The organism is Algoriphagus mannitolivorans DSM 15301 (assembly GCF_000429425.1).
Classification (GTDB): Bacteria; Bacteroidota; Bacteroidia; order Cytophagales; family Cyclobacteriaceae; genus Algoriphagus; species Algoriphagus mannitolivorans.
In genome coordinates, this window is sequence record NZ_KE386902.1 from 25,531 (window position 1) to 51,400 (window position 25,870).

Sequence of the window (25,870 nt, forward strand, 5' to 3'; positions counted from 1 at the left end):
ATTTGAGCATTAAAAAACGCAAGAAAAATTTATCCACAAATTCAATTATTTATCCACACTTTTCAACATTGCCCCATTAAGCAATTGAAAATCAATGAAATAATAACATATTGAAAAAGATGTTTTTGTGGATAATCAAAGCTAAGTTGATATTTTTTACAAGAGGGATGTGTAAAAAAGTGGAAAAATCCGAATTCCAAATATTATTCTAAATCAGCCCAAATCTTGCTTCTGACGGAGCAGTCTTTTGCGGTATGTGTTGAATATCCTAGACTTAGAAACAAAGCCAATATATTGTCCATTATCGATTACCGGCAGATTCCATGCCCCTGATTTTTCAAACTTCGTCATGGCAGATTGCATATTTTCAGTAACTAATAGGATTTCAGGGGGACTGTGCATCAGTTGATGAATTAGAATAGAATTTTGCTTTTCTACATCAAACATGATTTCCCGGATGTCATCCAAAGTGATGATTCCTCTTAAGTGCTTATGCTCATCCACCACTGGGAAAATATTACGCTTCGAAATCTTCACCAGCTTCACCAAGTCTCCAAGTTTGGAGTTTGGGTGGATGGGCAGCAGATCCCTCTCAATGACATGGGTAATGTTAATGGCATCGAGTAATTCCTGATCTTTGGATTCTGGGAGGTGTTTTCCCTGGTCTTTGAGCTGTAGTTTGTAAAGGCTTTCCTTTTGGAAATAGGTAGTGGTGGTGTAGGAAATGGCGGATACAAACATCAGGGGTATGAAGAGCTCATATCCTCCAGTTATTTCTGCAATAAGGAATATCGCAGACAAGGGTGAGTGCTGAACTCCTGCCATGACTCCACACATGGCCACAAGTGTAAAATGAGCCAAAGGCAAAGGGATGTGAAAACCCAGAAGATTTTTAGAATAGGCAAAAAGGAATCCTAATATACCCCCAACATATAAGGAAGGGGCGAATATCCCTCCGCTACCTCCAGCCCCAATAGTTACAGCAGAGGCAATTGGCTTGAGCAAAATGATCAAAGCCAAAAAGCCAATAATTAAGACTGGGTTTTCAAAGGAAGAAAAGAAAGGACTTTTTTCAAGGATTTTGTCGGGTTCTCCGTCGATAAGGAGATTTAAAGTGTCGTATCCTTCACCATAAATGGGTGGAAAAAAGAAAACCATAAAGCCCAAAAATGCTCCTCCATACAATAATCTCATCCATTGGTCTCCCAAGTCTTCCATCAAGTGTTCGGTTTTTCGGACCATTCTTGAAAAGTAGAGGGAGACGATTCCACAAAAAATTCCCAGCAATAAATAATAGGGCATATGGCTGGCACTAAAGGATTCCACCAGATTAAACTTAAAGAGGGCTTCCTTGCCCATTAAAATCATGGAGGTCAGTGAACCCATCACCGACGCAATCAATAAGGGGATAAAGCTGGAGATGCTGATCTCCATGAGGATTACTTCAATGGCAAATATTACTGCTCCGATAGGTGCGCCGAAGATCGCCGAAATGGCACCGGCCGCCCCACAACCAATCAATAAGGATCTTTTTTTGGCATTGAGGTGCATCAAAAGCCCTACATTTGAACCTATTGCAGATCCAGTCACTACCATGGGAGCCTCCAAACCCACAGAGCCTCCAAATCCTACAGTGAGGGAGGAAGTGATGACCCTGCTGTAAGTTTTAATTCTGGGGATTAGAGAAGAGTTTTTTGAGATGGTAAAAAGTACATCCGGAATTCCATGCCCACCTGTATCTTTTAAAAGGTACTTGCCTATTAGATAAGCTGCTGTGATCCCTATGAGGGGATAGAGGATATACATGAAGTTGGCATACTCAGTGTAGAATCCTTCTGTCAGAAAACGCTGGATAAAATGTACAGCCGATTTTAGAATTACTGCCGCCAAACCCGAAAATATCCCGATCAATCCGCTTAAGATCAGAATAAAGGCCTGATTGCTCATGTTTTTGAGCCTCCAGATTAAGAGTCTGGTGATGAGATCATTTTTAGCCAAACCAGCGTTTTTTTTACAAGATAAAGGTTAGTGATTACTTTTTCTCCGATTGAAGCAATTCCTGATCCAGAGCCAGAATGCATTTCAGAATTAAATTGGCTGAATTGATGAAAAATTCTTGCTGAATATTTCCGAATTCATCCGAAGGTTTATGATAATCTTGGTGATCCTCTACGCCAAAATAGATGTGAGGTACTTTTTTCTCATAAAATGCGCCATGATCAGAAGATTTGGTCCAGTCTTCTCTGCCTGTTCCCGGAATATCATGTCCGAATTTTAAGGTGGGGCTTGAATTAGCAGCGGCTTTTTCGAGAATGTCTTTCAAGTAAGGGTTGTAATGAGTTCCCGAAGCAAAAATCTCATTCTGGTCATTTCGGGATATCATATCCATGTTTACGTTCAGGACGATTTGCTCCATAGGATAGGGGAAGTCCTCTAATAGTGCTCTAGCTCCTCTCAGACCAAGTTCCTCAGCATCCAGCGCTGCAAAAACGATGGAATGTTTTGGTCGATTTTTCGAAAAATAATCTGCTAATACCAAAAGAGCGGAAGTCCCAGAGGCATTGTCATCGGCTCCATTGTAAATAGAATCACCCTCGGCATTCACTCTTCCTACACCCACGTGATCGTAGTGAGCTGTGATGACGATTACTTTGTTGGTTTCACTTCCTGGGATCAAGGCCACGATATTGGCAGCATCTTCATAAACCTGCTTGCGACGGGTATTTTCGAAGGAGAAGTATTGGATAAAGTCCGGGTATAAAGGCTCGACCAGTTCTAGCGTGGTTAGGTTTTCCAGGATGTAGATTTTGGCTTTTTGGCTCCCTTCACTGAGTGTGGCTCTACCGGCCAATTGATCAGAGGAAAGATATTCTAAGTGCTTCAATAAGCGGTCTTCGTCTATTTTTTGAGCGAGACTCGGGAGACAAATCAGGAAAAGTACTGTGGCAAATAGATTTTTGAGGAATTTAAAGCACATCTGGTGTTACATTAATCGTTATGTATATTCGTAAAATTACTAAGCCTAAAGTCTTACCCAGCAAATTCCATGAAATATATCCTTTCGCTAGGTTTATTTTTTTCATTCATACTTAATGGCCAGTCTCAAGGCCAATTGCCAGAGAGTTTCTTAAATGGAAAATCAGTGGTGATTATCTCCACGGACCCGGGCGCCAGACCGGTGTTGTCCTGGAGAGCTCTTGCAGATAGCGTGCATCCGTATTTGGTGGAGGCTGGAGCAGATCCTGTTGGATATTTTGAATTGGAGCAAGTGGTGCTTTCTGAAGCAAGACAAGCTGCATTCGCAGCAGCTTTTCAGCAGCGAAAAATTCAAAACATAATCCTTGTAACCCGTCAAATATCAAATCTGAGCATTCACATAGGAGCCTTCAGCGGTGACGCCCGTCTGATATCCTCTTCCTCGTTATATGGTGTGTCGGGAAGGGATTGGAATGAAGCAGGATCCATTTTGGCAGAGAGGGGGAAATCTAAACCTTCCAAAAATTTACTGGTTATTGATGTGGCGGAGTTTCCTCAAATCAGCAGTCAGGAGACAGCTCAATCTGAGCAGAAGTTTATTCCCCGAAATCCATTAAATCTTGAAGTGTTCAAACTCGGGATTCCACTGGAAGGATCTTCGGCGGCCACGGGATTGATGTCTTATTACCGATATGACTTGCTTGGAAAGTCCCAAGAAGCGATTTTGGCAGAGCAAAATGCTCAGAAAACCCAGATTCAGTCCATTTTCGAATCCAATTATCCTCATCAGATTGAATGGTTGACAGAAGCCAAAACCAATCAAGAGCTTATTCAGAATAGAGTTCAATTTCTGCTGGTGAAAGTGGAAGGCCGACAGTCCGATTTGATGGCTAGTATGGGGCTGGAACCGATAAAAGGTGAAGAAGGGTCTTTGACTGTCGTCAAATATTATATCAAACTCTTGGTAAGGGATGAACTTTACATCGGTCCTGTCTGGGATGCCAATCCGGATTGGAGGAAGGCATTGACTGATTTTTTGGAAAACCTAAAGAAGAACTAATCTTACACTCATTAGTTACGTGAATCACAGACCATAAAAAAAACCTCCAAGTGGAGGTTTTCATTACTTAGGGTGGGATGATTAGAACAACTTTTACTTTTGTTTGAAATGCATTTTAAAGGATGTGAAATGCTTCACCTAAAGAAAAAGTATTTTTTTTATTTTTCCTATTCTTTAAAGAAAATAATCATAAAGCCTTTCGGAAAAATCTAATTTTTAATGATTTTGTACTAATAAAGCTCTGTATTCAAAAACGGAATTAATGCCAATACCACGGCTTGCTGATAGTATTCCGCCCGATTGACTACTCCATGAGTCAATATGCCGACTGACCCGCCCTGCTGCTTGGAATTGTCCTTTTCAAAGACCAAATCATCTGCCTTGCCGAGTTCCATGCCTTCTTTTACAAGCTTGGTGACTTCCTTAGGCAAATAGAAGGTACCGGTTTTAGCTTGGCCATGTTTTCCGTTTTGTCCAAGAATATAAATCCAAGCAAAGGCGAACATTCCGTTTTCATCCTGATCCACACCGCCTTCGATCCCTACCCAGAAATTTGCTTCTGGGAAGATTTCCTGGGCGTGTTTTGCCCGATTCTTAGCACCTAAGAGTGTTTCTTGGTCTCCTACTGGCTGGTCAGAAACTCCGGAATGTGCGTTAATTCCTTCAGCCAAAAAGGGTCTGTTGAAAGCTTGGATAAAGCCATTCTCTGCGCACTGAACTTTTACCGGATTCTTACTTCCTACCAGTACCAACAGCTTGTCAGAACTCTGGATGTTTTGTCTTCTTTTGAATTGCATCAAGGGAGGGGCCTAGAAAATCTAGGCCATATTGGTAAATACTTGGTTTACATCGTCGTCCTCTTCCAGACGGTCAATCAGCTTATTGATGATTTCTTCCTGCTCCTCAGTAAGCTCTGTAAGGGTGGTTGGAAATCTTTGGAAATCAGCAGAGATTAAATCAATGCCTTTGTCTTCCAGTGCCTTTTGCATCGTGCCAAAATCTTCAAATTCTGTGTACACGAAAAGTTCGCCCTCGTTTTCATCAATTTCGGTCAAGCCGGCATCGATCAATTCCAGTTCCAGTTCTTCCATGTCATAGTCTCCCTTAGCAAAGCGGAACACGGCTTTGCGGTCAAACATAAAGCTTACCGAGCCGGAAGTGCCCAGTGATCCTCCAGCTTTGGTAAAGTAGGATCTGACATTAGCCACTGTTCTGTTGGTATTGTCTGTGGAGGTCTCAACGATTACAGCGACCCCAAAAGGCCCGTAGCCTTCATAGACGATTTCTTCATAATCCTTTTCATCCTTATTGGATGCCCGCTTGATGGCTGCTTCAATCCGGTCTTTTGGCATCTGAGCACCTTTGGCGTTTTGGATTACGGTGCGGAGTTTTGCATTGGAAGTGGGGTCAGGACCTCCAGCCTTTACAGCCATGACGATTTCTTTGCCTAGGCGGGTAAATACTTTGGACATTTTGTCCCAACGCTTAAATTTTCGCTCTTTTCGGAATTCAAATGCTCTTCCCATGGATTTACTTTTTGAGGTCGCCAAAAATAACAATTCTTTTGAGTTTGGGGAAAATACCCTCCTACACATTTCCTGACTTTTCCCAGACCTGAGGCATAAAATTACGTGTAGCTATTAAGCTCTTTTTTTTATGGCATACTCCAAATACACTCCCATCCCAAACCTTCCCAAGCTCAACCTTCCCAAAGTGGTGGTCGTTGGAGCTGGGTTTGCAGGTCTTCAGTTGGCAAGAAGTCTTAAGAATTCCGGTTTTCAGATCATTTTGCTGGACAAAAATAATTTCCATCAGTTTCAACCCCTTTTTTACCAGGTGGCGACGGCCGGGCTTGAGCCATCGGCTATATCTTTTCCCCTTCGGAAAATTTTCCATAATACCCGAAATGTGAGTTTTAGAATGGCGGAGGTTCAGGAAGTGGACTCTAATTCACGAAGGCTTTACACGGATATTGGCTTTGTGGAGTATGACTTTTTGGTTTTGGCTATGGGTGCAGACACCAATTATTTCGGTGCAAAAAACATCGAATATTACGCTTCTCCAATGAAAACAGTCTCTGAGGCCCTTTACATCCGAAACAAGATCATCTCTAACTATGAAAGAGCCATTAATCTGGAGCGAGAAGAAGACCGCAAAACTTTGATGAATGTGGTCATTGTAGGCGGAGGTCCTACAGGGGTGGAGCTTGCCGGTGCCATGGCCGAGCTCAGAAACAATGTTTTTCCCAAAGATTATCCAGAGCTCAGTTTCAAAAACATGAAAGTAACTTTGGTGGAAGCCGGTTCAAGTTTGCTGTCAGCCATGTCTTTGAAAGCTCAGGATCATGCAAGGAAATATTTGGAGAAGCTTGGAGTGGAAGTGTTTTTAAAAACCCGTGTTTTGGATTATGATGGTAAGGTAGTCCGATTGGAAGGAAGAGATTCTATTCAAACAGAGACCTTGCTTTGGGCAGCGGGCATTAAGCCCAACCGGATCTCGGGATTCTCAGATAATCAATATGCCGGAAATGGACGGATGCTTGTCGATGAGTATAATGAATTGATTGGCACTAAAGGGATTTTTGTCCTAGGAGATCAATGTTTGGTAAGTTCAGGTACTCTTCCAAAAGGTCACCCTCAGGTGGCTCAGGTGGCAATTCAACAGGCCAGAAACTTATCTAAGAATTTGATTAGAATTCAGAAGGGAAAGGAAATGCAGCCTTTTAAATACAAGGACTTGGGTTCGATGGCCACCGTTGGACGGAAATTGGCAGTGGTGGATCTTCCATTTCTGAAATTTCAGGGACTTTTCGCTTGGATGACATGGCTTTTTGTTCATTTGATGGCTATTCTGGGGGTAAAAAACAAGCTTTTCATTTTTCTGGACTGGTCTTGGAACTACCTTAGCTTTGATCCTAGTCTGAGGCTATTGATCAAACCAAAATATGTGCGTTCCTCTGAAAGGAAGGATTTGATAGAGGAAAAGACAGAGGATTGAGGTATTTAACATTCTTTTAGAAGCGGGACTTTAAACCTGCCCCAATAGCCTGGGTCTAATCCACGAAACAAAACCAATAACAACATGAAAAAGTGGATGATTGCCGCCGCCCTATTAGTATTTACCTCTCTAGGTGTAGCCGCTCAGCAAAAACAACCGAGAAATCCTCAAAACAGAGAGCAAAGAGCACCTCAAACTCCAGAACAGAGAGCTCAAGCCATGACCGATAGAATGGCTGAAAAACTCAGCTTAACTGAGGCTCAAAAAAAGGAGATTTATCAAATCAACTTGGAAAATGCCACCAAACGCCAAAAGGAAATGGAAGCCCATAAGGAAGAGCGCCAGGCCAAACAATCTGAAATGAATGCTCAGGACGAGAAAATCAAAAAGGTGCTTACTGAAGAGCAACGTAAGCAGTGGGAAGAAATAAAACTGGATCGCAAAGATCAAAGAAGGCCGGGAGGTCAAGTACATGACCGAAGTGAAATTCGGCGTGGACCTCGAGGAGGAAATAATTAAAATGAAGAAAGCCACCCTTGGGTGGCTTTCTGTATCGCAGGTGGGTCAACTAAACAGGGTACTATTGGATGTGCCAGGGACTTTCCACAGGAAAGTTCTTGGCGCTAGCCCGCGATTTGCTCATCCACCTGGAAGAACGATTCGTCCTTCCTTGGAAGATTCGAGGTTCCCATTAGGAATTCATCAGCTTTTACAGCTGCTTCCCTACCTTCGGAAATAGCCCAAACCACCAGGGATTGGCCTCTTCTCATATCTCCGGCAAGGAACACTTTTGGATTGCTGCTTTGATAATTTTTGGATTTTGGAAGTGTGTTTTCCATAGTTTCTACCCCAAAGGACTCTAAAAGCCCATTTTGTGCCGGACCTAAGTATCCAATGGCAATAAAGGCCAAATCGCATGGAATTATTCTTTCAGAGCCCGGGACTTCTTCGAATGTCATCCGGCCTCCTTTTTCTATCCATTCGATATCGGCAAGCTTTAGGCCGGTCACTTCTCCATTTTCATTTCCAATAAACTCCTTAGTCAAAATGGAGAACATTCGCTCTGCGCCTTCTTCGTGAGAGCTGGAGGTTTTCAACGTCATCGGCCATTCTGGCCAAGGGTTTAAGACCGTTCTTTGCTTTGGAGGTTTTGGTAATAGCTCCAATTGGGTAATTGAGTTTGCGCCATGCCGATTAGAGGTGCCGATACAGTCACTTCCGGTATCACCTCCACCAATGACAATCACATTTTTGCCTTTTGCAGAGATGGGGTTCTCAGGGATTTCTTCTCCAATCACCTGATTTTGTTTTCCCAAAAACTCCATGGCGAAATGGACGCCTTTGAATTGGTCACCTTTGATGTTCAAGCCGCGAGGTTGACTAGCTCCAGTGGAAAGGACGACTGCGTCGAAATTGGCCAAAATGTTTTCAGCCTTTACATTTTTTCCGATCTCAGTATTGGTGGCGAAAATTACTCCTTCCTCTTCCATCAGCTTTACTCTTCTATCGATGACCCACTTTTCCAATTTGAAATCAGGTATTCCATAGCGAAGCAAACCCCCGACTTTAGCGTCTTTTTCAAATAAGGTGACCTCGTGACCTGCCTGGTTTAATTGATCAGCAGCAGCGAGTCCAGCTGGTCCAGATCCGATGACAGCCACCTTTTTTCCCGTTCGCTTAGTGGGAGGGTTGGCTTGGATTAAACCCAGCTCGTAGGCTTTTTCGGCAATGTTTTTTTCAATTAGCTCAATGGCCACAGGATCTTTGTTGATTCCCAGTACGCAGCTTGCCTCGCAGGGGGCAGGGCAAATACGTCCCGTAAATTCCGGGAAGTTGTTGGTGCTTCTCAGAATTTTGATCGCCTGTTCCCACTCTTGATTGTACACGGCGTCATTGAACTCAGGAATTACGTTCCCGAGTGGACAGCCGTTATGGCAAAAGGGTACGCCACAATCCATGCATCTTGCCGCTTGATGATTGAGTTTTTCATCCGAAAACGGCTCATATATTTCTCTGTAGTCGCCGATCCGCTCTTTGGGATCCCGGCTTACAGGGGTTTCTCTTTTAAATTGGATAAATCCTTCTTTCGCTCCCATCTTACACCAGTGATTTAGCTTGTTCTTCTGCTCTTTTTTTCAATACTGCCTTGTAGTCCCTAGGAATTACCTTGATGAACTTCTCTTTAGACTTTTCCCAATCCTCTAGGAATCGGGTGGCCAAGGCGCTGTTGGTCAGTTTGACATGACGCTTGAGGTAAGTCTTGATGGTGGTAAAATCATCCTGCTCCAGAATGTCAATGTCCACCATTTCCGGGTTGATTTCCGTGATGTAGTCTTTTAGGATATAAGCAATACCCCCGCTCATCCCAGCGGCAAAGTTTCTTCCGATTTCACCCAAGTTGATGACCAACCCCCCGGTCATGTACTCACAGCCGTGGTCTCCGATACCCTCGATGACGGCTTTTACTCCGGAGTTTCTCACACAGAATCGCTCTCCGCCCTTTCCGTTGATATAAGCTTCGCCAGATGTCGCTCCATAAAAGGCCACGTTGCCGATGATGATGTTTTCTTCAGGGACAAATCGTGCATTTCTACTTGGGAAAACGATCAGTCTTCCTCCTGAAAGTCCTTTTCCGAAATAATCATTTGCTTCCCCTTCCAATTCAAAGTTTACCCCTTTGGCCAAGAAGCCGCCGAAGGTCTGACCTGCGGAACCCGTAAATTTGAAATGAATGGTGTCTTCCGGTAGGCCTACTCCCCCATAGATTTTGGAAATCTCATTGGAAAGCATGGCTCCAACCGAGCGGTCTGTGTTTTTGATTTGAAAAGATGCTTCGACTTGAATGGCTTGTTCCAAGGCTGGTGTTGCTGCCTTGATCAACTGCCTGTCTAGGACTTTTTTGAGCTCAAACTCTTGGTCGATTTGCTTGTGAATTCCGACATGATCGGGAACCTCCACTTTATGGAAGATCGGCGAAAGGTCTATTTTATCCCATTTCCAGTGGTTTAGGTGACCCGTGGATTGAAGTACTTGACTTTGTCCGACCATCTCATCGATAGTTCTGAAGCCCAGGGATGCCATAATTTCGCGAAGATCCTGTGCCAGGAATTTGAAATAATTCACTACATGATCCGGGTCTCCGGTAAACAGTTGTCTCAATTCCGGATTTTGGGTGGCAATTCCTACAGGACAGGTGTTGAGATGGCATTTTCTCATCATAATACAGCCTTCGACCACTAATGCTCCGGTCGCGACGCCCCATTCTTCTGCACCCAAAAGGGTTGCAATGGCAAGATCTCTTCCCGTACGGATTTGTCCGTCGGTTTGTAGGACCACCCGGCTACGGAGGTTGTTTTTTACCAAAGTTTGGTGAGCTTCTGAAAGTCCAAGTTCCCAAGGAAGACCTGCGTGTCGGATGGAGCTTAAAGGTGAAGCACCTGTTCCTCCATCTGCCCCAGATATGAGGATTACGTCTGCCATCGCTTTCGCAACACCAGCAGCCACAGTTCCTACTCCTGCCTGGGATACCAATTTGACATTGATTCGCGCTTTTCTATTGGCATTTTTCAAATCGAAAATCAGCTGGGCCAAATCTTCGATAGAATAGATGTCGTGGTGTGGAGGTGGAGAAATCAATCCCACTCCAGGGGTAGAATGCCTAACTTTACCGATCCAGTCGTCCACTTTGTGGCCGGGCAGCTGCCCTCCTTCTCCCGGCTTGGCACCTTGTGCCATTTTGATCTGGAGTTCGTCTGCATGGGTTAGGTAATGGGAGGTTACGCCAAATCGTCCAGATGCGACCTGTTTGATTGCAGATCGCTCCCAGTCTCCATTAGGTTTTCTTTCGTATCGGATTTCGTCCTCGCCACCTTCACCGGAGTTGCTTTTTGCTCCGATTCTGTTCATTGCGATGGCAAGAGTGGTATGCGCTTCGAAGGAAATAGACCCAAAGGACATCGCTCCGGTAGCGAAACGCTTCATGATTTTTTCTTCGGATTCTACTTCATCTAAGGGAATGCTGATTCTTTTCTTGAATTCAAATAATCCCCGGAGCGTCAATGCGTCTTTAGTCTGCTCGTTGATTTTTGCCGCAAACTTTTTATAAAGCTCGTAATCTCCCAGTCGGGTAGATTTTTGCAGCAAATGGATGGTTTCAGGGTTAAACATGTGTTTTTCCCCTCTTCTCTTCCATTGATATACCCCTCCGGTCTCCAAAACAGGGGTGGAGGTAGAATGTGCTGCCCGATGTCTAGCCAAAACTTCCTCTGCCAACTCGTCAAATGACACTCCACTGATTCGTGAGATTGTCCCTTTGAAGCATCTGTCGATGACCTCAGGACCTAAACCAATGGCTTCAAATATCTGGGCTCCTTGATAAGACTGCAGGGTAGAAATTCCCATTTTGGAAAGGACTTTCAATAGGCCTTTTCCAATGGCATCTTGATAATTGGAAAATAGGGTCTTTTGATCTTTGACTTTTGGAAGCAATCCTTTTTGGAACATGTCCAAAAGAGATTCTAAGGCTAAGTACGGGTTGATCGCTGATACTCCATATCCGATAGCGGTAGCAAAGTGGTGTACTTCGCGGATATCTCCGGATTCCAGTACCAGACCTGCGCGTGTTCTGATTTTCTTTCGAACCAAATGCTGATGAACAGCACCTATTGCCAATAAAGAAGGAATGGGAGCCATGGATTCATCGCTGAATCTATCCGAAATAATCAAAACATTTTTTCCTTCATGGATTGCATCTTCGGCCTCCTGACATAGTTTATCAATAGCCATGAGCAAGCTGCCGGGCTTATGATCCGCGACGAAATGTCCATACAGTTTTTTAGTTCTGTAGCCCAAATGCTCCATTCGGGTGATTTTTTCCAAATCCTCATTCAATAATACTGGCTGAGAAATATGGATCTGCTTGGTGTGCTCAGGGCTTTCCTCCAGAATATTGTGTCCTTCTCCGATTCTGGTGAACAAGGACATCACTAAACGTTCCCGAATTGGGTCGATAGGAGGATTACTTACCTGGGCAAATAACTGTTTGAAGTAGTTGGATACGTGCTGGCTTTGCTTGGAAAGTACTGCCAAAGGTGTGTCTGCACCCATGGATCCGATAGCTTCGTATCCAGCATCTCCCATAGGGGCCAATACAACTTTCAATTCTTCAGAAGTATATCCGAAGACCGTCTGGCATTTTTTAATATTATCTGTTGAGTAGGGGTGCGTCAAATCCTCCGGATCAGGGACAAATCGAAGTTTGGTTCGTTTTTCATTGACCCATTTTTCATAAGGTTGCTGACGGCAGATTTCGCCTTTCACTTCCTCGTCAAATAATACCCTGCCTTTTTCCAAGTCTGCCCAAAGCATTCTTCCCGGGCTGATTCGACCTTTCTCCACGATGGTTGCTTCTCTTAATGGCAATGCACCTGCCTCTGAAGAAAGAATCAATCGCTCATCTCTGGTAATAAAATACCTGAGTGGGCGCAGACCATTTCGGTCAAGAGTAGCCCCTACGGACTTACCATCTGTAAACAAAAGGGCAGCCGGGCCATCCCAAGGCTCCACAAGTGAGGCATGGAATTTATAGAAGGCCTTTCTTTCCCGATCCATGACCTGATTGTCTTGCCAAGCTTCCGGCACCAGCATCATCATGGCATGGGGAACAGACCTTCCACTGAGTGTCAGGAGCTCCAACATCGCATCCAAATTCGCGGAGTCAGAATTCAGCTTATTGGTAATCGGCATAAGCATGGCCAATTCTTCATCTGTGAAGAACTTGGATTTCATCAAGGCCTCCTTGGACTTCATTTTGTTCAAGTTGCCTCGGATGGTGTTGATTTCTCCGTTATGGGCCAGGAAGCGGAATGGCTGTGCTAGTCTCCAGTTGGGGAAAGTATTGGTAGAAAATCTTGAGTGAACAATGGCAAAAGCAGATTCTATTCTAGGGTTTTGAAGGTCCTTGTAGAAGGCCAAAACCTGATCAGTTCGCAGCTGTCCCTTATATATAAGTGTATTTCCACTTAAGCTGGCGAAATAAAAGGAGTTGTTCACCCCTGGAATTTTTTCGTTGATCTCCGAGGTGGCAAAGTTCCGAAGAACATAAAGTTTGCGCTCCAGATCGATTCCGGTGAGTCCTTTTTTATGCTTGACGAATAGTTGCTCGATATTGGGCATCACGTCCAAAGCACCAGAGCCCGGAACTGTTTCATCCACAGGGACCTTTCGATACCCGATCAACTCAAAATCCAGATCTTCAATGATTTGATTCAAGAGCTCTTTTGACCGTTCGAAAAGCTGCTTGTTTTTTGGGAAAAACGTCATGCCGACCCCATAAAATCCAGGGTCAGGAAGTATGATTTCTGTTCTAGCGGTTACGTCTTTGAGAAACTGATGAGGAACCTGGATGCAAATACCAGCTCCGTCCCCGGTTTTGGGGTCAGAGCCACGGCCTCCGCGATGCTCCATATTGCTAAGCATGTATAAGGCATCGCTTATGGTCTCATGAGTGGGGGTGTTGCTCAAGTTGACTACTGCACCAATACCGCAGGAGTCATGCTCAAACTCCGACCGATACAAACCTTGCTGCATTCTAAATAGGATTTAATAGGTTCAAAATTTCCAAAAACTACAAAAAAAAATTCCTTTGTTAAAATAAAGGCAATAAAGAGTCGATAAAAATGAAGTATTGTTGAATAAAATACGGTTTGATTGATTATTCATAAAATGAAATTTTGCTTTCAAAAACATCTATTTGTTCTTGATTTTTTGTCAAAAAGTGAATTTTTGGTTAAAAAAGAAACTATAAATTGAGATAAAAGCAGGAATATGTGAAAACCAGGGTAAAAGTAAAAGGCTTGAAAAAAAAGTAAAAAAATTTTTTCACCATTTTTTGCTTCAAAAGGCCATGAGCCAGTGGTGGAAAATCCAATAAAAGGAATTTAATTTTGATTAGGCTGTATTTTTCAAAATAAAAATAAACTCATCAGTCCGTAAAGAGGATTCCGCCAGCTTTACCTTCTGATTGGATATGGACTTTCACCTTTTTGATCTTTCGGGCGTCTACAGCTAACACTGTAAACTCAAAATTTTCGAATTTTATCTTGGTTCCGTTCTTCGGGAGTTTGGAATTTAGCTCCAATAACAAGCCCCCTAGGGATTCGCTTTCTCCTTTGACTTCCTCAAAAATTTGGGAGTCGAGTTCCAGTTTTTTACAAAAATCATTCAGGGATACTTTCCCCTCAAAGACAAAAGTGTCCGAATCTATTTCCTGAAAGAAAAAGTCATTGGCATCGTCAAATTCATCATTGATTTCTCCGATAATTTCTTCTATCAGGTCTTCCAGAGTCACCAGGCCAGAAGTGCCACCATATTCATCGACCACGATGGCCATGTGAACTCTCATTTTTTGAAAATCCTTAAGCAGGGAATCGGCCTTTTTATTTTCTGGGACAAAGAAACTTTTCCGGATTAAATTCTTCCACTCGAAGTTTTCATCTCTGTCGATGTAGGGCAATAGATCTTTGATGTAAAGAATCCCCAGAATATTATCTATAGTTTCCTCAAATACAGGGATTCTGGAGTATCCGCTTTTATTGATGCGGTCCATGAGCTCATGAAAGTCCATTTCCACATCCAAGGCAGTGATTTCCAGTCGGCTTTTCATGACCTGTTTTACAGTCAACGTCCCGAAGTTTACAATGCCTTTGAGGATGTCTTTTTCATCTTCAGGAGTGTCTTCGGTAGTCAATTCCAGAGCTTGATTAAGTTCATCCACCGAGAGCGAATAGCCTTTGGTTTGAAATCTTTTTTCGATGACATTTCCAAAAGCCATCAGGAGTGCAGAAAAAGGCCGAAGAAGTGAGGAGAAAAAGCTCAGAATGGAGGCCATACCTAGGGAAAACGGTATTTTGGCCTGGTTGGCATAGACTTTTGGGACTATTTCTCCAAAGAAAACGATCGCGAAAGTCACCCCTACAGTTTGAATCAAGATGATGATTATTCCCGTGGCATTGGTCCCGAAAATCGACCAAGTCACAAAGGTGGTCAAGGTAACAATGGCGATATTGATCAGGTTATTCAAGATCAAAATAGTGCTTAGAAGCCTCTTTGGGGAGGAAAGAAGTTGACTTACTTTTCTTCCGGATTCTGGGTTAGAATCTTTGATGTTTTCGAGATCTTCATTGCTAAGCGAAAAAAAAGCTACTTCAGAACCTGAGACTAGGGCCGAGCAAAAAAGCAAAAACATGAGGACTAGCCCGTTGATGGCAAAATAACTTGGGGATAACTCCGATAATTGAGTAAGGAGAGTGTGACTCGGGTAGGGGTCGTCCATTGGTAATAATAAATGTTGATGCAAAATTAAAGAATTCCTCTGAAAATCAGGTTCAGAGGAATCTTCAAATCATTTAAAATGGTAAATCGTCATCGGTATCAGACAAGTCAATCTCCTGTTTTGGCTGTGGTTGACCCATTGGCTTGGAGGTATTGGAAGCCGGAGCAGACATACTTTCGTTAGGGTTTGAAGCCCCGTCAGGTCGTGATCCTAGCATCGTGAAGCTTAAAACCCGAATTTTTGTACGTTTTCTATTTTGACCTTGCTCGTCCTGCCAAGTATCGGATTTGATTTTTCCTTCTACAAAAATTTGAGAGCCTTTTCTTAGGTATTGCTCAGCAATTTTGGCCTGAGCGCCCCATAATTCAAGGTCATGCCATTCGGTTTGCTCTACTCGGTTGCCGTTACGATCCTTGTATGCCTCCGTGGTAGCCAAGCGAAGGTTTGCTACCACATTGTCTCCTTCTAAGTATTTTACTTCCGGATCAGCCCCAAGATTACCTACTAAAATTACTTTGTTCACTCCTGCCATAACTTGAATTATTATTTTTCTAAAACTTGAAAATTGAAGTTACTCAAAACCCTTGATCCCTCAAAAAATTAACAATCAGTTTAGGCTTGGCCAAATAGTCAATTTCTGATTCAGAAACGAGTAGGTATCCCTCATTTTCACACCATTCGCTCAGGCTATTTCGGTTTTCTTCAGGTATTTCTATTTCCGAAAACCGTACCTCCAATTTTTGATGGGACAAAATGTGTCGGTATTTTTTGGGAATTGTTTTTTTGGAAACATTTCCTAATAGTCCAGATTCTACATTTTCTTCCAGAGGGAAGTCATGCAACCCCTCCCAGATATCCCCTGAGCCTCTCTTTTTCCATACCCAATCTTTCTTGCAGCGAATCACCATATAATTGAGGTGTCTTTCTTTGACTTTTACCTTGTTGATTTTCACCGGGAGTGATTGGACAAGATTTTGGGAATTGGCAAAGCAACCACTATTAAGAGGGCAAATGCTACAGTCAGGGTTTTTGGGAACACATTGTCTCGATCCAAAATCCATCATAGCCTGATTGAACTCTCCGGGATTTTCTTGGGGAATCAATTGATTGGCGAGGGCTTCAAATTCCTTTTTGGCAGAGGAAGAGGCGATGTCGGTGGAAATACCAAAATACCTGGCAAGGACCCGAAAGACATTTCCATCAACCACGGCCTTTGCTTCTCCGAAGGCAAAACTTGAAATAGCAGAGGCAGTATAGCTGCCGACACCTTTGAGTTTGACTAATTCTGCGTAGGTGCTGGGGAAATTTCCTCCGAGCTCGTTCCAGATGTATTTGGCGCAAAAGTGGAGGTTTCTCGCTCTACTATAGTATCCCAAGCCTTGCCAAAGTCTCAGAACTTCCTGTTCAGGAGCCAATGCCAAATCCCTGACGGTAGGATAGGCTTCTGTAAAGGCATAATAATAAGGCATGCCCTGAGCCACTCGAGTCTGCTGAAGAATGATTTCTGAAAGCCAGATTTGGTAAGGATCTGAGGTATTTCTCCAGGGGAGATCTCGTGGATTCTCTCGATACCATTGAATGATTTGATAGGAAAATGCTTGATTATCAGTTTGTTTTAGGGGCATGGGGGTTAAAATTTTCTTCCACAAACCAAGGGAATTTTTTTGAATATGTTTTTTAATTGCGTTGGTTCTCGTACATTTGCAGTCCCAAAAACACTTGGTTAATAGGTTGTTAAGCTTATTTCGTAATTTCTAAATTAAAATCACTGTGACAAAAGCAGAAGTAATCACCAAGATTTCCGACAAAACCGGAATCCAAAAGGATGATGTGACACAAGCAATTGAGGCTTTCTTCAAAGTAGTAAAAGACTCTATGGCTGATGGAGACAACATCTATGTGAGAGGGTTTGGCAGCTTCATCAACAAGAAGAGAGCTAAGAAAATCGCCCGAAACATTTCTAAAAATACAGCTATCGTGATCGATGAGCACTACATCCCGGCTTTCAAGCCTTCTAAAGTGTTTGTAGAAAAGATCAAAAACAGCAAGAAAATTAAGCAACTTGCACCTCAGGACTAAGTCTGGGGCTAATTTGACATGAAAAAATCACAGCTCATTCTCATTGCAGTAGGAATTTTGGCTGTTGTCGGTCTTTATGCTTTACCAAAAGTAGTGGTGGACAATGACTCGACAGGAGCAAAAATGGAGGAATCTGAATCTTCCGCCAATCCTTCTTCTTCTCTAACTGAGATGCATGGGAATGAGCTTTCTTCTGAAAACAGAACTCAAGCTGATCAGCTCAAAAACAATTTTCTGAATGCTCCCACGGTGGAAGAGAAAGTTGGGCTTGCTCAGGTCCTTGCGGGAATTTATCAGGAGGAAGGTCTGTTTGATAGTGCAGCGTACTATTGGAGTGCTGCCGCGGAATTTATGCCAAACAATATGTTTTTGGCAGAAGAAGCAGGCAAATCCAGTTACGAAGCCTTTACATTTGCCTTGGATAAAACCAAGGTAGAATCTCTGGCTGAAAAGACAAGGTTCTACTTGACTAAGGTTTTGGAGAAAGATCCAAAACGTCTTGATTTGAAAACAAAAATTGCAATGACTTATGTCTCCTCCTCCAATCCAATGCAAGGTATTACCATGCTGAGGGAAGTGCTGGAGCAGGATCCGCAAAACGAAGACGGTCTGTTTAACATGGGAGTATTATCCATGCAGTCCGGACAGTATAAAAGAGCTATCGAAAGATTCGAAGAATTGGTAAAATACCATCCGGGGAATCTTCAGGGGCAATTTTACCTTGCGGTGAGCTATTTTGAAGCCAAGGAAAAAAACAAAGCGAAAGCTCAGTTTGAGGCAGTAAAAAGCATGACTCAGGATCCGATGATCTTGGGAAGTGTTCAGGGCTATCTCGACCAGCTATAAATTATTGTTACACACTAAATTCTAAACACTATGCCTTGCGGTAAGAAAAGAAAAAGACATAAGATCGCTACTCATAAGCGTAAGAAAAGACTAAGAAAAAACAGACATAAGAAGAAGTAATTCACTTCTTCTTTTCCCGTTTTTACACCTACGTTCATTTACATATTAATTAAGACGAGATTTTGAGTACGGAATTGTTAATCGATTCTGCTCAAAACGGAAGTCGAATTGCCTTATTGAGTGATAAGCAACTGGTTGAACTTCATTCCGAAGGGATGGAAAACCAGTTCAAGGTAGGGGACATTTATCTGGGTACGGTCCGAAAAATCGTCAATGGACTCAATGCTGCGTTCATTGACGTGGGTTATGAGAAAGACGCCTTTCTTCATTACCAGGACCTAGGCCCGAATGTCAATAGCTTGTTGAAATTCTCCAAAATGGTGAGAAACAACAACTATAATAACTACCTGCTTAAAGGCTTTGAAAACGAACCTGAAATAGATAAAGTCGGTAAAATCGACAAGATTCTATCCAAGACCAATCAGGTGTTGGTTCAGGTCGTCAAAGAACCCATTTCAACCAAAGGACCTCGACTTTCCTGCGAGCTCTCTCTGCCCGGAAGATATCTTGTTTTGGTTCCTTTCTCAGATACAGTCAATGTATCCAAGAAAATCCGAAGCAGTGATGAAAGAAAAAGGCTACTCAGACTTATCAATTCAATCAAGCCTGCGAATTTCGGAGTAATCATCCGAACAGTCGCTGAAGGACAGTCCGTGACGGAACTTGACAAAGACCTTCGCAATCTTCTCAATAATTGGGAAGAAGGCATGAAAAAATTGCTGAAAGCCAAAAGCCGGGACAAAATAATCGGAGAGATGAGTATGGCCAGCTCCCTAGTGAGAGACCTGCTCAATGAATCATTCGACGCAATCACCGTAGAAGAAGAATCTACTTACGATCAGATCAGATCCTACATCAGGACAATAGCCCCTGAAAAAGAAAAGATTGTCAAGCTTTACAACGGTAAAGCCAAGCTATTTGAAAGTTTTGGAATCGAGAAGCAAATCAAAAGCTTGTTTGGACAGACGGTCAGTCTACCTCAGGGTGGCTACGTCATTATTGAACATACTGAAGCCCTGCACGTCATTGACGTAAATAGCGGCAACAAGTCCAACCAAGAAAGTGACCAGGAATCTACAGCATTAAAAACCAACCTGGTTGCTGCCAAAGAAATTGCCAGACAACTCCGCCTCCGTGATATGGGAGGTATTATCGTGGTCGATTTTATCGACATGAAAAGAGCCGAAAACAAAAAGGCGATCTACGAAGCGATGCAACAGGAGATGAAGTCTGACAGGTCCAAACATACTGTTTTGCCGCTGAGTAAATTTGGACTCATGCAAATCACCCGACAGCGGGTAAGACCAGAGGTCAATATTGTGACCAAAGAAACTTGCCCCGCCTGTAATGGTACCGGTAAAATCCAAGCCTCAATTTTGGTGGCGGATAAACTGGAAAAAGACCTGGAGCATATCGCAACGATCCAAAACGTGGACAAAATCCACATCGGGCTGCATCCCTATCTGCACGCATATTTCACCCACGGCCTGATTAGCCCTCGAGTGAGATGGTTTTTCAAGTACTTCAAATGGATAAGACTGATCAAAGATTCTTCCCTACCCGTGACGGAATACAGATTCCTAGATGAATCTGGAGAGGAAATCGAACTAAAAGTAAAAAGCGAGGCCGAATAGGCCCCGCTTTTTTTATGGGTATTTTTTCCGATCAATCAGACTTTGAATTAGATAAACAACCCCCAGCCGTCATCGTATCGGTCAGTTGGGTCAAAAGTTTGGATCCACTCTACAAATAGAAGCTTAAATTCATCGATTTCTTTTCTTAGTAATTGCAGATGCTCCTCAGCATGGGTTTCCTCCATGGCAAGTTGATAAGTCATGGTTCTCAGGCTGCGCGCATGGATTTTCATCAGGGTGGCATTTTCCATTTTTAGGATATAATCATCCACACCGTGTGCTCCGGCAAATTTGGCTGCTAGGATCATGGCATCACCCATCATGATTCCCCCATACAGTTCCTTTCTGGCTTCATCCAAGCTCCCCACTATTGCATGGGTCAAGGACACAATCTCATGTGCCTTTTTCATCAAAGGATGAGAGAAAGAGTGATCACCGTTAGAATCAGGATCATACTTTCCCTCATTATCCCAGTCGTTTTCTTCGTCAAAATCGTCCCACATTGAAAAATCAGTTAAAAAAGGAAAATTGAATTAATATCAGAAAGGAAGTTTGTCTTCCTCACTTTCAGAATAGAAGCTGTCCACATCAGGAGTCATTGCTGGGCCTGATCCTCCTTGGGAACGATCCACTTTGTATGCTTTGACCTCGGTATACCATCTTCCATTGTATTCTCTGCTTTCCACATCGATTCCCAAAGTAACCTGTTCACCGACTTTCAGCCCAAATTGGTAAATTTTATCACCCCATACTGAAACGCAGACTTTTTTGGGATACTGACCTCCGGTCTCGATGATATATTCCTGCTTTCTCCAGGCATTTCCGCTTTTTGAGTTTCCACTGACTTCCTGTAATTGATTAATTACTTTTCCGCTTAAATCCATCTTTTACATTTTTATAACAAGCTACGAATGTACTAATATGAGGTGACTTTTGCCGGGAAAATCAAAGGACAAAAATCGGTAGAGTTGAGTCTTTAACATTTTTTGGCACAATGCTTGGCCAATTTCATTGCTATATCTGAATTCAAGAAAGTCTGTTTTTCGGAAGATTTCGGAATTTTCTATTGATTTTAAATTTACTGTTGTTTTATTGCCGGGAATACTCTTAGATTAATACCTCATTTCTACAATTCACCGAATCAATCACCTTTCTAAAAAACTTTTAAACCCTATACTATGGCATAAACTTCTACGTTGTTCAAAAACCAACTTAATATGAGTAAGCGTTTAGGTCCTCAGGACAGCGAGTTGATAGCTCAATATCGAAATGGAAGTGAAGCTGCATTTGATCTATTAGTCGATCGGTATCACAGTAAAGTTTACACCACAATATTTCTGATCGTTAAGGATCAGAAAACAGCTGAGGATCTCCTACAGGATGTCTTCATGAAAGTGGTGAATACTTTGAATTCAGATCGGTATAATGAAGAAGGGAAATTTCAGCCTTGGATTACGCGGATAGCGCATAACCTGGCTGTTGATCATTTCAGAAAGGCGAAGCGGTATCCCACCATTTTAATGGAAGATGGGTCCAATGTCTTCAATTCTCTGCAGTTTGCTGAATCCTCCCATGAGGATCGACAAATCAAAGAGGATACCATTGAATTGGTCAAAAGGTTGATTGAAGAATTACCGGAGGCTCAAAAAGAGGTGCTGATCATGAGGCATTATCTGGAAATGAGTTTTCAGGAAATCGCTGAGCAGACAGGTGTAAGCATCAATACTGCTCTGGGAAGAATGCGGTATGCTTTGATTCATCTTCGGAAAAAAATGAAACAATTAAATATTGCCTATGACAAAACCATTTACCCCAAATGACCTGGTAAGATATATCTATCAGGAAATGCCGGAGGTAGAACAAGAACTCTTAATGCAGGCCTTGCACAGCGATGAATCTCTGATGCAAGAATATGTAGAAATGCTGAGCACGATAGAGCAACTCAATCAAGTTCGCCTTACTCCTTCGGAAAAAGTAGTACATGCCATCAAATCGTTGGCACATTCTACGGGACTGCAAAAAGTCTAAATCGCTAAGGTACCCCGGCACGCCGGGGTTTTTTTATAGCCCATTAATAAAGGTTTTAGCTTCGAGCAATAGCTCAGTATAAGTCTGAGCAGTAAATCCATGACCTTGATTGGGCACTTGTATAAGTTTATGGTTTACTCCGGAAGTTTTTAGGACTGTCTCCAACAAAATGCTTTGACTCAAAGGAACCACCGTGTCTTTGTCACCATGGAAAAATATGGTAGGTGCGCTAGATGAACTAATGAAAGTTATAGGACTGGAGCTGGTGTATTTTGGAGTAATTTGTTCTGGTTTTCCTCCCAAGATAGCCTCTAGGGCCAAACCGGTGAGATTATTGAACTTATGAAGTTCTTTTAAATCTGTCGGAGGGATAAAGGCTACCACAGCCTTTGCTCTAAATTTTTCATTCCCATTTTTGTAGGCATGTAATAGTGCCAAATGACCCCCGGCACTAGCTCCGGCAAGTACCATATTATTTGATACTTTCCATTCTTTAAGCTTGCTTTGAATATATCCCAAAGCCGTTTTGACATCTTCTTCCTGTGTGGGGAACTGGTTTCTACCTGACGCGAAATCAAACAGCCTATAATTAAGGGATATAAATGCATAATCCGGGAATAACTCTTCCAAATTCGGTTTAAAGGCCAGAAACTCTGATTTGTCACCATCGATCCAACCACCACCATGAATATAGATCATCAAAGGAGTGGATTTCTCATCTCTTCCTGCCGGTAAATAAATGTCCATGGATTGGCGGGAGTCAACTCCATATTTTTCATCAAGAATTTGCTTGGCCGCCAAAAAATCCGGCTCAGCATCTTTCTGGCAGGAAGCCAAAAGTATGATTGAAAAAATCCAAAAAATGGAAGTCAAAAATCTTGTCTTCATGTTATAGCCATTTGATCAAAGAATCTACAATTTTTTTGGCAACATTTCCGTAAGGAGGCCTGAGGAGGCTGACGTTATTTAAGCCTATTCGTTGCTTTAATACACCTTTTTCATGTGTAAAGGCCAAAAAACCCGCATGTCCGTGAGTCTTTCCTAAGCCGCTGTTTCCGACTCCTCCAAATGGAATATTTTGGTGAAGAAAATGGAGCACACAGTCATTGATTACCACATTTCCTGAACTGGTTTTTTGCAGGATCTCCTGATGCTCTTTTTCTTGATCAAAAATGTAGAGTGCTAAGGGCTTTGGTTTGGAATTGATCAAAGTAATGCACTCTTGAATAGTATCAAAGGGGATAATTGGAAGGATAGGTCCGAAAATTTCCTCTTCGAAAATCTCCATATCTGATTTTATTCCTGTGACAATTGTGGGTTCGAGGTATCTTTCATTTTCTACTGAACCACCTCCAAATTCAAGTTTTGCCCCTTTTTCGAGAGCATCTTGGAGGAGGCCTTTAATTCTTGCAAAATGTCTTGGGTCTATGATGCGAGCAAGATCTTTGGAGTTTTCTATTCCCTTGTGATTTGGATCGTACATGTCCCTGATTGCAAGTTTTAGCTCGGCAATAAGCGGTTCGTACTGGTCTTTATGGACAAGGATATAATCCGGAGCCACGCATGTCTGCCCACAATTGACGAATTTTCCAAAGGCAATTTTTCTTGCAGCATCCGATACATTGGCGGATTTCGTGATGATCGTTGGGGATTTTCCTCCCAATTCCAGAGTAACGGAACTGAGATTTTTGGATGCATTCTCCATGACGATTTTTCCCACTTTAGGGCTTCCTGTGAAAAAAATATGGTCAAATGGCAATTCCAATAAAGCTTGAGCTACTTCTACGCCTCCATTCATAACACATACTTCTTCTGGTTTGAATAACTCGCCGATCATTTTTTCGATTAACGCCGAAGTTGCAGAAGTCAGTTCTGAAGGTTTGATTATGGCAGTACACCCGGCAGCAAGAGCGGATACCAAAGGGCCGATCGCTAGATTGAAAGGATAGTTCCAAGGAGAAATAATCAAGCTAGTACCCTTGGGCTCAGGAATAATAATACTTTTGGTTCCCAGCATATTAACAGGAGTGGACACAGACTTGGCTTTCATCCATTTCCCAAGATTTTTCAAATTATGGTTGATTTCAGAAGTCACCGGATATATTTCAGAAAAATCAGTTTCCAGAGGAGGCTTTTTGAAATCCTCCCAAAGTGCATTTTGAATTTCTTTTCGATGTGAGCTAATCCAATTTTCCAGTTTTTGAATTCTATCCGACCGTTCTTTTTTAGTCGAAGTTCTCCATTGATTTGCTGTAAATCGCTGTAAATCAAATATTTCGTATATGTCTGAAAATTCTTTAAGTAATGTTTTCATAATTTTTTTCAATGTACAAGCATATTAATTGGTTCATGAGGATGTGTCAATTCTTTGGTGATTTTTTGATTGAAGTCAATCGGTTACAGGTTTCATTGAGTTGAAAAACAGGCAATTTTTTACTGTTTGCCCTCTTATAAAGCCGTTTCATATCAAAAAAAATGCATTACAAATAAAATTTATTTCATTTTTTCTTTGATATGAACAACATAAAAGTGTATTTTTATGGCGAATATTTAGCAATGAGAGCAAAAGAAGTCTCGAAATTGAAAATAAACAACATGAACTAGGGGTACTCTTGAGAAAGGAGTTCAGCTTTTACCAGGAGTTTGAAAAGAAAAATTTTATAGAGAACCGGTTACGAACTCGAGAATTTTAAATAAATCTAATATGGAGACTTTATCCAATTGTCCAATCAGCACCAAAAAGGCTCGAAGTGGATTCCAAGGAAGCAGCATCCTAAGAAACAACTTCTTCTTTGGTCTTTTTATTTTGGCATTTTTCTGGGCTGCCAGTTTACTTTTCCCATTGACAGGGTTTTCCCAGGGAAATATTATCGGGCAGGTGCCGATAGTTATCGATCCACTTAATCCTCCAGGCTGCCCTCAAAACAACGTTAATATTGCGGCTATTGAATTTCGGGATGAAAACGGTTTCCAATTTCCTTCACCTTATGATCCCCCTGGAATAAATATTAATGATGAAGTCCCAGGTGAAATTTGGGTCAAGTTTGGGGGAAGTACCTCAAACGCATTCAATTTATATGCTCAATTTGATGTATTTATTAATGGCGTAAAAAGTGGAGCAACTAGGACTCTTTGCTTATTTGGAGGTCAGAGAGTTCCAACTCAGGACGGGGAGTTTTATTATCTGAGTGATTTTGTATGGAACTTTGGGGATAAAGTTGAAATAAAAAATATTTATATGACCTGGAGGACTGGTAATGCAGGAAATGGCAACTGCGAACCAAGACTCCAAAATTCTCAATGTTACTTTAATCCAACAGGATTGGTGGTAAATACACCTTTGGTGGCCAACTTCGATTTCGTTACAAACTGTTTCAATCGGTCTGTTCAATTTACTGATAAATCTACCGGTGGTGACCCAAATTTCTCCTCGACTTATTCTTGGAATTTCGGAGATGGATCTGCTCCGGTTACTTCTCAAAATCCAACTTATACCTACGCTTCAGCTGGCACCTACAATGTTACATTAACAGTGACCAAGCAGGGGATATCAAAACAAATTACCAAATCGGTAATGGTTTATGATCCAACTAGTCTGACTATCAACTCTCCTCCAGCTGTTTGTGAGCCTGGGTCTGTGGATTTAACTGCGGCTTCTGTGACTCAAGGCTCGACTCCGGGGTTAGAATTTTCCTATTGGACTGACGATCAGGCGACAATAGCATTATTAAACCCAGATCAGGTCACTATATCTGGTACTTATTATATCAAAGCGGTTGATCCTAGGGATTGCGAAAT

General features: G+C 42.3%; 22 protein-coding genes. 9 read left to right on the forward strand and 13 right to left on the reverse strand.

Annotated features, from left to right (window positions below; translation table 11 throughout):
- Window positions 1-213: 213 nt before the first annotated feature.
- Together G458_RS0117015 and G458_RS21110 are read right to left on the reverse strand one after the other, a co-directional pair.
- On the reverse strand, window positions 214-1,947 hold the full coding sequence (locus G458_RS0117015; protein ID WP_245579288.1) for a chloride channel protein: 1,734 nt from the start codon (window positions 1,945-1,947) through the stop codon (window positions 214-216).
- 85 nt (window positions 1,948-2,032) lie between these two features.
- Window positions 2,033-2,977 (reverse strand): M28 family peptidase, encoded by a 945-nt coding sequence (locus tag G458_RS21110; protein ID WP_051287413.1) that lies wholly within the window; start codon window positions 2,975-2,977, stop codon window positions 2,033-2,035.
- A gap of 69 nt (window positions 2,978-3,046) precedes the next feature.
- On the opposite strand from G458_RS21110, the gene G458_RS0117025 reads away from it, so the two are divergent.
- On the forward strand, window positions 3,047-4,036 hold the full coding sequence (locus G458_RS0117025; RefSeq protein WP_026952959.1) for a hypothetical protein: 990 nt from the start codon (window positions 3,047-3,049) through the stop codon (window positions 4,034-4,036).
- 230 nt (window positions 4,037-4,266) lie between these two features.
- On the opposite strand, the gene yjjX is transcribed toward G458_RS0117025, so the two are convergent.
- A complete protein-coding gene (gene yjjX, locus G458_RS0117035; RefSeq protein WP_026952960.1) occupies window positions 4,267-4,833 on the reverse strand; it encodes an inosine/xanthosine triphosphatase in 567 nt (188 codons plus the stop codon).
- A 21-nt stretch (window positions 4,834-4,854) separates the two neighbouring features.
- Window positions 4,855-5,562 (reverse strand): YebC/PmpR family DNA-binding transcriptional regulator, encoded by a 708-nt coding sequence (locus G458_RS0117040; protein WP_026952961.1) that lies wholly within the window; start codon window positions 5,560-5,562, stop codon window positions 4,855-4,857.
- Window positions 5,563-5,692: 130 nt separating this feature from the next.
- Between G458_RS0117040 and G458_RS0117045 the strand changes: the two genes are divergently transcribed.
- The gene (locus G458_RS0117045) at window positions 5,693-7,033 is read left to right on the forward strand and encodes an NAD(P)/FAD-dependent oxidoreductase (protein ID WP_026952962.1); all 1,341 of its coding nucleotides are present in this window, start codon (window positions 5,693-5,695) and stop codon (window positions 7,031-7,033) included.
- Between the two features lie 84 nt (window positions 7,034-7,117).
- Window positions 7,118-7,552 (forward strand): DUF4890 domain-containing protein, encoded by a 435-nt coding sequence (locus tag G458_RS21115; RefSeq protein WP_035468439.1) that lies wholly within the window; start codon window positions 7,118-7,120, stop codon window positions 7,550-7,552.
- A gap of 104 nt (window positions 7,553-7,656) precedes the next feature.
- On the opposite strand, the gene G458_RS0117055 is transcribed toward G458_RS21115, so the two are convergent.
- From G458_RS0117055 to mutY, 5 genes are all read right to left on the reverse strand, one after another.
- Complete coding sequence (locus G458_RS0117055) at window positions 7,657-9,129, reverse strand: glutamate synthase subunit beta (protein ID WP_026952963.1); 1,473 nt, start codon at window positions 9,127-9,129, stop codon at window positions 7,657-7,659.
- A 1-nt stretch (window position 9,130) separates the two neighbouring features.
- Entirely contained in the window at window positions 9,131-13,621 is a 4,491-nt protein-coding gene (gene gltB / locus G458_RS0117060; RefSeq protein WP_026952964.1) for a glutamate synthase large subunit, read from the reverse strand.
- Window positions 13,622-14,015: 394 nt separating this feature from the next.
- A complete protein-coding gene (gldE, locus tag G458_RS0117075) occupies window positions 14,016-15,365 on the reverse strand; it encodes a gliding motility-associated protein GldE (protein WP_026952965.1) in 1,350 nt (449 codons plus the stop codon).
- A gap of 73 nt (window positions 15,366-15,438) precedes the next feature.
- On the reverse strand, window positions 15,439-15,897 hold the full coding sequence (locus tag G458_RS0117080; protein ID WP_026952966.1) for a single-stranded DNA-binding protein: 459 nt from the start codon (window positions 15,895-15,897) through the stop codon (window positions 15,439-15,441).
- Window positions 15,898-15,940: 43 nt separating this feature from the next.
- Window positions 15,941-16,990 (reverse strand): A/G-specific adenine glycosylase, encoded by a 1,050-nt coding sequence (gene mutY / locus G458_RS0117085; RefSeq protein WP_026952967.1) that lies wholly within the window; start codon window positions 16,988-16,990, stop codon window positions 15,941-15,943.
- A 145-nt stretch (window positions 16,991-17,135) separates the two neighbouring features.
- Between mutY and G458_RS0117090 the strand changes: the two genes are divergently transcribed.
- The 3 genes from G458_RS0117090 (at window position 17,136) to G458_RS0117100 (ending at window position 20,044) form a co-directional block, all read left to right on the forward strand.
- Window positions 17,136-17,444, forward strand: coding sequence for an HU family DNA-binding protein (locus G458_RS0117090; protein ID WP_026952968.1), 309 nt, complete (start codon window positions 17,136-17,138; stop codon window positions 17,442-17,444).
- 18 nt (window positions 17,445-17,462) lie between these two features.
- Window positions 17,463-18,290, forward strand: a complete 828-nt coding sequence (locus G458_RS0117095) for a tetratricopeptide repeat protein (RefSeq protein ID WP_026952969.1) — start codon at window positions 17,463-17,465, stop codon at window positions 18,288-18,290.
- 182 nt (window positions 18,291-18,472) lie between these two features.
- Window positions 18,473-20,044, forward strand: coding sequence for an Rne/Rng family ribonuclease (locus G458_RS0117100; RefSeq protein ID WP_026952970.1), 1,572 nt, complete (start codon window positions 18,473-18,475; stop codon window positions 20,042-20,044).
- A gap of 47 nt (window positions 20,045-20,091) precedes the next feature.
- Here the strand turns inward: G458_RS0117100 and G458_RS0117105 are convergent, their stop codons facing one another.
- On the reverse strand, window positions 20,092-20,547 hold the full coding sequence (locus G458_RS0117105; RefSeq protein ID WP_026952971.1) for a hypothetical protein: 456 nt from the start codon (window positions 20,545-20,547) through the stop codon (window positions 20,092-20,094).
- Between the two features lie 36 nt (window positions 20,548-20,583).
- Entirely contained in the window at window positions 20,584-20,928 is a 345-nt protein-coding gene (locus G458_RS0117110) for a DUF3127 domain-containing protein (protein ID WP_026952972.1), read from the reverse strand.
- Between the two features lie 333 nt (window positions 20,929-21,261).
- Here G458_RS0117110 and G458_RS0117115 point away from each other — a divergent pair, with 333 nt between their 5' ends.
- On the forward strand, window positions 21,262-21,864 hold the full coding sequence (locus G458_RS0117115) for an RNA polymerase sigma factor (RefSeq protein WP_026952973.1): 603 nt from the start codon (window positions 21,262-21,264) through the stop codon (window positions 21,862-21,864).
- A complete protein-coding gene (locus G458_RS0117120) occupies window positions 21,839-22,072 on the forward strand; it encodes a hypothetical protein (protein WP_026952974.1) in 234 nt (77 codons plus the stop codon). The genes G458_RS0117115 and G458_RS0117120 overlap by 26 nt, the downstream gene beginning before the upstream one ends.
- Window positions 22,073-22,105: 33 nt before the next feature.
- Here the strand turns inward: G458_RS0117120 and G458_RS0117125 are convergent, their stop codons facing one another.
- A complete protein-coding gene (locus G458_RS0117125) occupies window positions 22,106-22,960 on the reverse strand; it encodes an alpha/beta hydrolase (protein ID WP_026952975.1) in 855 nt (284 codons plus the stop codon).
- A 1-nt stretch (window position 22,961) separates the two neighbouring features.
- Complete coding sequence (locus G458_RS0117130; RefSeq protein WP_026952976.1) at window positions 22,962-24,386, reverse strand: aldehyde dehydrogenase family protein; 1,425 nt, start codon at window positions 24,384-24,386, stop codon at window positions 22,962-22,964.
- Between the two features lie 528 nt (window positions 24,387-24,914).
- On the opposite strand from G458_RS0117130, the gene G458_RS21990 reads away from it, so the two are divergent.
- The coding region (locus tag G458_RS21990) for a PKD domain-containing protein (RefSeq protein WP_245579289.1) at window positions 24,915-25,870 on the forward strand (956 nt) is incomplete at its 3' end.

Coding starts and splice junctions, on each gene's coding strand:
- G458_RS0117015 (WP_245579288.1), bottom strand. CDS start 1,947: ATGAGCAATCAGGCCTTTATTCTGATCTTAAGCGGATTGATCGGGATA.
- G458_RS21110 (WP_051287413.1), bottom strand. CDS start 2,977: ATGTGCTTTAAATTCCTCAAAAATCTATTTGCCACAGTACTTTTCCTG.
- G458_RS0117025 (WP_026952959.1), top strand. CDS start 3,047: ATGAAATATATCCTTTCGCTAGGTTTATTTTTTTCATTCATACTTAAT.
- yjjX (WP_026952960.1), bottom strand. CDS start 4,833: ATGCAATTCAAAAGAAGACAAAACATCCAGAGTTCTGACAAGCTGTTG.
- G458_RS0117040 (WP_026952961.1), bottom strand. CDS start 5,562: ATGGGAAGAGCATTTGAATTCCGAAAAGAGCGAAAATTTAAGCGTTGG.
- G458_RS0117045 (WP_026952962.1), top strand. CDS start 5,693: ATGGCATACTCCAAATACACTCCCATCCCAAACCTTCCCAAGCTCAAC.
- G458_RS21115 (WP_035468439.1), top strand. CDS start 7,118: ATGAAAAAGTGGATGATTGCCGCCGCCCTATTAGTATTTACCTCTCTA.
- G458_RS0117055 (WP_026952963.1), bottom strand. CDS start 9,129: ATGGGAGCGAAAGAAGGATTTATCCAATTTAAAAGAGAAACCCCTGTA.
- gltB (WP_026952964.1), bottom strand. CDS start 13,621: ATGCAGCAAGGTTTGTATCGGTCGGAGTTTGAGCATGACTCCTGCGGT.
- gldE (WP_026952965.1), bottom strand. CDS start 15,365: ATGGACGACCCCTACCCGAGTCACACTCTCCTTACTCAATTATCGGAG.
- G458_RS0117080 (WP_026952966.1), bottom strand. CDS start 15,897: ATGGCAGGAGTGAACAAAGTAATTTTAGTAGGTAATCTTGGGGCTGAT.
- mutY (WP_026952967.1), bottom strand. CDS start 16,990: ATGCCCCTAAAACAAACTGATAATCAAGCATTTTCCTATCAAATCATT.
- G458_RS0117095 (WP_026952969.1), top strand. CDS start 17,463: ATGAAAAAATCACAGCTCATTCTCATTGCAGTAGGAATTTTGGCTGTT.
- G458_RS0117105 (WP_026952971.1), bottom strand. CDS start 20,547: ATGTGGGACGATTTTGACGAAGAAAACGACTGGGATAATGAGGGAAAG.
- G458_RS0117110 (WP_026952972.1), bottom strand. CDS start 20,928: ATGGATTTAAGCGGAAAAGTAATTAATCAATTACAGGAAGTCAGTGGA.
- G458_RS0117115 (WP_026952973.1), top strand. CDS start 21,262: ATGAGTAAGCGTTTAGGTCCTCAGGACAGCGAGTTGATAGCTCAATAT.
- G458_RS0117120 (WP_026952974.1), top strand. CDS start 21,839: ATGACAAAACCATTTACCCCAAATGACCTGGTAAGATATATCTATCAG.
- G458_RS0117125 (WP_026952975.1), bottom strand. CDS start 22,960: ATGAAGACAAGATTTTTGACTTCCATTTTTTGGATTTTTTCAATCATA.
- G458_RS0117130 (WP_026952976.1), bottom strand. CDS start 24,386: ATGAAAACATTACTTAAAGAATTTTCAGACATATACGAAATATTTGAT.